The sequence below is a fragment of the Humidesulfovibrio sp. genome, from assembly GCF_031082295.1.
Taxonomy (GTDB): domain Bacteria; phylum Desulfobacterota; class Desulfovibrionia; order Desulfovibrionales; family Desulfovibrionaceae; genus Humidesulfovibrio.
In genome coordinates this window covers 1-6237 of the sequence record NZ_JAVHLD010000061.1, presented here as the reverse complement: position 1 = coordinate 6237, position 6237 = coordinate 1, and the positions used below count along the sequence as shown (strand labels likewise).

General features: G+C 63.3%; 5 protein-coding genes and 1 tRNA gene. 5 read left to right on the top strand and 1 reads right to left on the bottom strand.

The window, feature by feature from the left end; genetic code table 11:
* Positions 1 to 271: 271 nt before the first annotated feature.
* On the top strand, positions 272 to 2023 hold the full coding sequence (locus RDU24_RS15710; protein ID WP_308736728.1) for a methyl-accepting chemotaxis protein: 1752 nt from the start codon (positions 272 to 274) through the stop codon (positions 2021 to 2023).
* Between the two features lie 78 nt (positions 2024 to 2101).
* Here RDU24_RS15710 and RDU24_RS15705 read toward each other — a convergent pair whose 3' ends face one another.
* Positions 2102 to 2407 carry a putative quinol monooxygenase gene (locus tag RDU24_RS15705; protein ID WP_308736727.1) on the bottom strand — a complete coding sequence of 102 codons (306 nt, stop codon included), beginning with the start codon at positions 2405 to 2407 and terminating at the stop codon, positions 2102 to 2104.
* Between the two features lie 204 nt (positions 2408 to 2611).
* Between RDU24_RS15705 and RDU24_RS15700 the strand changes: the two genes are divergently transcribed.
* From RDU24_RS15700 to RDU24_RS15685, 4 genes are all read left to right on the top strand, one after another.
* A complete protein-coding gene (locus RDU24_RS15700; RefSeq protein WP_308736726.1) occupies positions 2612 to 3241 on the top strand; it encodes a hypothetical protein in 630 nt (209 codons plus the stop codon).
* 96 nt (positions 3242 to 3337) lie between these two features.
* Positions 3338 to 4279 carry a GGDEF domain-containing protein gene (locus tag RDU24_RS15695; RefSeq protein WP_308736725.1) on the top strand — a complete coding sequence of 314 codons (942 nt, stop codon included), beginning with the start codon at positions 3338 to 3340 and terminating at the stop codon, positions 4277 to 4279.
* A 105-nt stretch (positions 4280 to 4384) separates the two neighbouring features.
* Positions 4385 to 6079, top strand: coding sequence for a YcaO-like family protein (locus RDU24_RS15690; protein WP_308736724.1), 1695 nt, complete (start codon positions 4385 to 4387; stop codon positions 6077 to 6079).
* A 62-nt stretch (positions 6080 to 6141) separates the two neighbouring features.
* Positions 6142 to 6228 (top strand) — tRNA-Leu (locus tag RDU24_RS15685).
* Positions 6229 to 6237: the final 9 nt, after the last annotated feature.

The window sequence follows — 6237 nt, the reverse complement described above, 5'->3', positions numbered from 1 at the left end:
TCCGCGTGGACGACGGCAGCCAGGCCGCCCGCCGGGCCAGCAAGCCCAAGGCCCTTCCGGCCAGGACGTCAAGAGTTCAGACAACGCGTAGGTCTCAGCCCTTGGCACCCAAGGCAGGGAAATATTCTGGCGGCATTGATCTTGACTTAGGCACTGACAATGATGACGATCACTTCGAGAAGTTCTAGGAATCACTCCTGACAAGGTTCCTTTACTGTAAAGATTGTATCATGATCTCCGGCTCATTACCTTAGTCAGGAGCTCACCCCCCATGAGCGTAAACGATTTCGGCATTCGCACCAAGCTGCTAAGCGGCTTTGCGGTTGTGATCCTACTGGCGCTGACGGCTTTCGGTTACATCGTCAACCAAGTGCGTGAGCTTGGCCACTTGCAGAACACCGGCTACAGCATCACCGAGGACGCCATCGACCTTGGCGCGATCCAGGCGCGAGTCATCGGAATCTACACGGTCATCGCCGATGCCGTCATCAATGGAAACCTGGAGCAGACCAAGAAAGACCTGGCCGAGATCAGGGCCGCGGCGGAAAAGGACATCAAACGTGTCTACGAACTCTCGGAGACACCGGAGCAAAAAAAGAACGCCGACGAGTTCGCCAAGGCCTACAGTCAATACCTTGATCTCTTCGAAAATCAGATGCTGCCGGCCCTGGAAAGGCATGCGGACATGGAGACGGTGCGCGGCTACGACGGCGCGCTGGACAAGATTCGCGAGGGCCTGCTCAAGCCGGTGGCATGGTTGCTGGAACAGCACCAGAAGGAAGCCAGCAATAGCGACTCGCTGTTTGACCTCACCCAGAAGAAATCCATCGCAGCGGCCTCCATCGCTGCGGGCCTGATGGTCCTTCTGAGCGTCGGAATCGCCCTGTACATCTCCCTGCTCATCATGCGACCGGTCAACAAGGGCGTGAGCTTCGCCAGCGCCGTGGCCGACGGCGACCTGAACCGCAACCTTGACGTGCACCAGAAGGACGAAATCGGCGTGCTGGCAGATGCCCTGCGCAAGATGGTCATCAACCTCAAGGCCAAGATATCCGAAGCCGAGCAGAAAAGCATCGAGGCCGCCGAGCAGGCGCGCCTGGCGGGCATCGCCACGGACGAGGCCAACGCCGCCAAGGCCCAGGCCGAGCGCGCCAAGGCCGAAGGCATGATGGCCGCCGCCATGCAACTGGAGAAGGTCGTCGAAGTCGTCAGCAGCGCCAGTGAGGAACTCTCGGCCCAGGTGGAGCAGTCCAGCCGCGGCACCGAGGTGCAGTCAAACCGCGTGGCCGAGACCGCCACCGCCATGGAAGAGATGAACGCGACGGTGCTTGAAGTGGCCCGGAACGCCTCCCAGGCGGCGGACTCCTCCGGCACCGCGCGCGCCAAGGCCCTGGAAGGCTCCAAGGTGGTGGCGCAGGTGGTGGAAGGCATCAGGAGCATCCAGACCGTGTCCCTGACCATGAAGGAAGACATGGCCGACCTGGGCAAGCAGGCTGAAGGAATCGGCCAGATCATGAACGTCATCTCCGACATCGCCGACCAGACCAACCTGCTTGCGCTGAACGCCGCCATCGAGGCCGCGCGCGCGGGCGACGCCGGGCGCGGCTTCGCAGTCGTGGCCGACGAAGTCCGCAAACTGGCCGAGAAGACCCAGACCGCCACCAAGGAAGTGGGCGAGGCCATCAACGGCATCCAGCGCGGCACCAAGAAGAATCTGGAGAACGTGGAGAGCGCCGTGCACACCGTCGAGCAGGCCACGGCTCTGGCGAGCAAGAGCGGCGAGGCCCTGGAGGAGATCGTCCATCTGGTGGAGATATCCACCGACCAGGTGCGCAGCATCGCCGCAGCAAGCGAAGAACAGTCCGCCGCGAGCGAGGAGATCAACCGCAGCATCGAGGACATCAGCCGCATTTCCAGCGAGACGGCCAGCGCCATGAACCAGTCCGCACAGGCCGTGGGCGACTTGGCCACACAGGCTGGGAGCCTGCGCCAGCTCATCGAAAGGATGAAGAGCGGCGGCTAGACCGCGCCGCGCCGGGAACCAGAAAGGGCCGGGGGATCGCTCCTCCGGCCCTTTTTCGTGGTCAAACGTTGATGAAAGCTACCCCAGCCGCTGCAGGCGGGTAACCTCTGGCGCTCCGGCCAGCAGGTCCCCGATGGCGGAAATGAAGACCGCCAAATGCGGCATCGCCAGGTGCGCCTCAAAGGACGTCTGGTCCCGCCAACGCTCGTAGAACGACACTCGGCGAGGGTCGTCGGCGTGCAGGTGCGCGTGATACTCCAGGCACCCCGGCTCCAGCACGGTGGCGGCCTTAACCTCGGCCAGGGCCTGCAGCACAGTGGCATTGACAGGCTCGTTAAAGCTCAAATGGGCCATGACGGTGAGGGTGTTCTGCTCAACGGTCATTATCATGCTCTCCTTTGCTCTGAGTAATGCGGCTGCGCGGCCAAACCTCACGCAGTGCGGCCCTTTCCTCGTCCGAGTCTATGCGTTACGCCCGATGGCGGCAACCGGCAATTGGCCTGAATCTTCGGACATGAAGACCGGTAGGGCATCTGCCCCGCTCCACGCACCCTTGCTTTTTACCCGCGCTTTGCCTACCTAGCTCAAATGGACTTGCGCGAAGCCATTCTCATCCTCTACAGCTCGAACCTGTCCATCAAGGTCCTGGCCTACCTGCTCACCCTGGCGCTCATCACCATCTTCTCCGGCGGCCTGCACGGCTTCCTGTTCCTGCTTGTGCCTTTCGGACTCGACCTCCTCGGCGCGGGCTACATCCGGCTGAACCACAACGCCTTTCAGGAGGATGTCTTGGGGCTGCTGGAGAACGACTGCCTGCGCGCTTGCGGCATCGACAAGAACAGCCCGAACTTTCCGCACGTGGAGTTCTCCGGCTCACTCGATCACTGGCGGCTGAAGGATCTGAAGACCGACATAACTTTCAGCATGATGGCTCCCAGAGAGGACTTCGTGGTCATCGCCGCGCGCAAGGGCCGCATTTTCCCGCTCAAGGGCTATTTCAAGGTGTCCTACCACACCGAGGACGCGGGGACGCGTGACGTTTACTACAACGATATCAGTAGTATAGAGCTCTCTGGAAAGGTGCTGACGATGACCACCACCTCCGGCGAGGCAGTGCCCTACACCGCACAGGGCGGTCGGGCCGACGAGGCCGCGACCCTCCTGCGCCAACGCCTTCGCGAATTCAAGTCGCGCAATGGCGAGTTCTCGAACGCTTAGAGTCCAACCAATCCTGCCCGAGGCCTTGCACACTTGTGCGCTTGGCGTTACATTCATGATTCGGAGGGAACTGGCCCCAAGGCTGAGGAGCACCCCGTGGCTGAAAAAAGCATTTTCTCCCGCCTGCGAAAAGGCCGCCTCGGGCTGCTCAACCTGTTGCGCCTCTATAGCCTCCTGTTGCTTCTCCTGCCGGCAATTCCCGCCGGACTGCTTTTGCTTTACACCAACGCGGACATTCTCCACAGCCGCATCAACATTCTGCTCCTGCTCTGCCTGACGCTGCCGATCATCGCCTCGGCGGTGCTTGGCCACGCCATCGTGCGCGCGCTGCTCGCCCCGCTCAAGCTGCTGCTGGAGGGTGCCGAAAAAGTGGAGAACGGAGACTACGGCCATACCATCGACCTCTCGGACCACCCTGGCGCGCCGGAAGAAATGGTCCATCTTGTCGGCGCCTTCAACCGCATGTCCGAGACGGTGCGCAGACACGTGGACACCATCCAGGCAACCTCGCGCACGGACCAGCTTACCGGCATCTGCAACCGCAGGCACCTGCTGGCCGAGGGATACCGCATCATCAACATGGCCATCCGCAGCGGAAAGCCCTGCTGCTGCCTGATGCTGGACATCGACCACTTCAAGCAGGTCAACGACAACCACGGCCATCCCGTGGGCGACCGCTACCTCATCCACATCGCAGGATGCATCGCCTCCGCCACCCGCGACTCGGACCTGACCGCGCGCTATGGCGGCGAGGAGTTCGTCGTCCTTGCGCCCAACGCCAACCTCGCTGAGGCGCGCACCCTGGCCGAGCGCATCCGCATCGCCGTGGCCGAGACACCGCTCAAGGTGCCCAGCGGCATCCTCAACAACACCGTGAGCATTGGCGTGGCCGAGTACAGCATGGAGCCGGAGTATGGCGCCAACATCCTTGAGGACATGATCGAGAAGGCCGACAAGGCTCTCTACCGGGCCAAGCAGTTCGGTCGCAACCGCGTGGAAACCTGGCCGTTTCCGCAGGAACCCAGTCAAGCTCCCTAGCCCTTGCCCGCTCCTCCTTGAACTTGCGCCGCATTTGGCCTAGAGTCCGCCAGCCCTGGCGGGATAGCCGCCCATTTCAGTCCGCAATGTTCCACAGGAGCCCCAATGCGCTACGAACTCCGCCTCATGGACACCCTTTCCGGCGTCGGCTGCTTTGCCGCGCACCCAGGCCCGAACCTCTCCTTCTCCGAAATGCTGGAGCACCTGCGCCAGAATCCGCTGGACGACTTCATGCACCAGCATCTGCTGTTCAAACTGGGCGAGCACCGCACCAAGAAGTTCGAAAAGCTCATCGAAGAAGTGCAGAAGGACGGTCGCTGCACCGACCCGGTTCTGGCGGCGCTGCTCGTGGAGGCCTGCCTGGGGCACGAGCGGTTCGCCCACCTGTTGCCGCGCCTTTCTGGCCTGGACCTGCGCGAGATCTCCCGCCACACCCCCGCGGTGCACATCCGCTCCTACCTGCTGGCCGACCAGCCCCTGCACAACGAGTGGACCATGCGCATGCAGATGAATATCGTGGCCCACGAACCCCTGGCCGCTCCGGGCGAAATCGGCCTGGACACCCCCTACGCCAAGGATGGCCTGCCGCCCGCGGCCAAGGTCACGGTGGCCGAGATGCGCCAGCGCCTAGCCCCTGTGCTGCCCAAGCCCCTGGCGCGCCGCCCGGCCACGGAAACTTCGGCCCATGCCCTGGAAAAGTTGAAGGAGAAGAACGTCTTCGTCGGCCAGGAGATGGCCCACAAGGCGTCCCTTAGCCCCATCGCGCTGCTGCGCATGTGGCTGGTGGAACTCTCGGTCCGGAGCGGAGAGATGAATTACAGCCTGTCCGGCATGCAGACGAGCTACGGCCGCGGCCTGGAGATCGAGGGTGCGCGCGCCTCCTACTTGATGGAGGTGGCCGAGCGCGTGTCGTCCTACGCCAGCATCGGCAGGCGCGGCGTCATGGGCCTGGCAAGGGCCTGCCCGCTCACCTACGGCTCCCATGAGGAAGTCTCCGCCAACGCACACGCGCTGGACCTTTCGCGGGTGCGCCTGGAGGTGCCCTACGAGGGCCAGCGCATTTACTGGATGCCCGGCGAGGAACGCTACGAGGGCGGCCTGCGGCCTATCCTGGCGCCCGTGCAGTTCGTGTATCTCTTCTGCAACCTTGAGGAGCAGAGCCTGTTCAGCGCGCTGGGCTCCACCGGCCTGGCCTCGGGCAACACCATGGCCGAGGCCAAGGTGCATGCCTTGGGCGAGGCGCTGGAGCGCGACGCCGAAGCGGTCACGCCTTTTGACCTATCGCGCTGCTTCCGGCTCACTGCCCGCGACGAGCGCGTGGCCCGCCTCCTGTCCGACTACCAGGAGGCGAACCTCAACGTCTGGTTCATGGACTGCACCTCGGAGTTCGGCGTTCCCTGCTACAAGGCCATCGTGGTGGGGCGCCACGGCGACGTGAACAAAGGGATGGGCGCGCATCTTTCCGGCCCCAGGGCTGCGGTGTCGGCCATGACGGAGATCCCCTACCCCTTCCCCGGCCCGGCCACGCTGCCAGTGCCCGAGGGGCTGCCCGTGCGCGTGCTGGAAGATCTGCCGGACCACTCCACCGGCAGCGCCGAGGGCGACCTCATGGTGCTGGAACAGGTGCTTGTGGAGAACGGCTATCCGCCCAGCTACATGGACCTGACGCGCGCGGACCTTGGCATCCCGGCCGTGCGCGCGCTGGTTCCGGGACTGGAATGGGTGGCTGACTTTGACCGGTTCTCGCGCCTGTCGCCCCGGCTGTACGCCAACTATCTTCGGCAGTTCGGTGCGATCTAGCCGGGTTGAGCGTTTTGTCACGTTGACGCTGCCCCAGCCAAGCATGTAGGGAATACGCGGCTGCCCGGGTGGCGAAACTGGTAGACGCAAGGGACTTAAAATCCCTCGACCTTCGGGTTATGTCGGTTCGATTCCGACCCTGGGCACCAAGAAAACAC

Coding starts and splice junctions, on each gene's coding strand:
- RDU24_RS15705 (WP_308736727.1), bottom strand. CDS start 2,407: ATGACCGTTGAGCAGAACACCCTCACCGTCATGGCCCATTTGAGCTTT.
- RDU24_RS15700 (WP_308736726.1), top strand. CDS start 2,612: ATGGACTTGCGCGAAGCCATTCTCATCCTCTACAGCTCGAACCTGTCC.
- RDU24_RS15690 (WP_308736724.1), top strand. CDS start 4,385: ATGCGCTACGAACTCCGCCTCATGGACACCCTTTCCGGCGTCGGCTGC.
- RDU24_RS15710 (WP_308736728.1), top strand. CDS start 272: ATGAGCGTAAACGATTTCGGCATTCGCACCAAGCTGCTAAGCGGCTTT.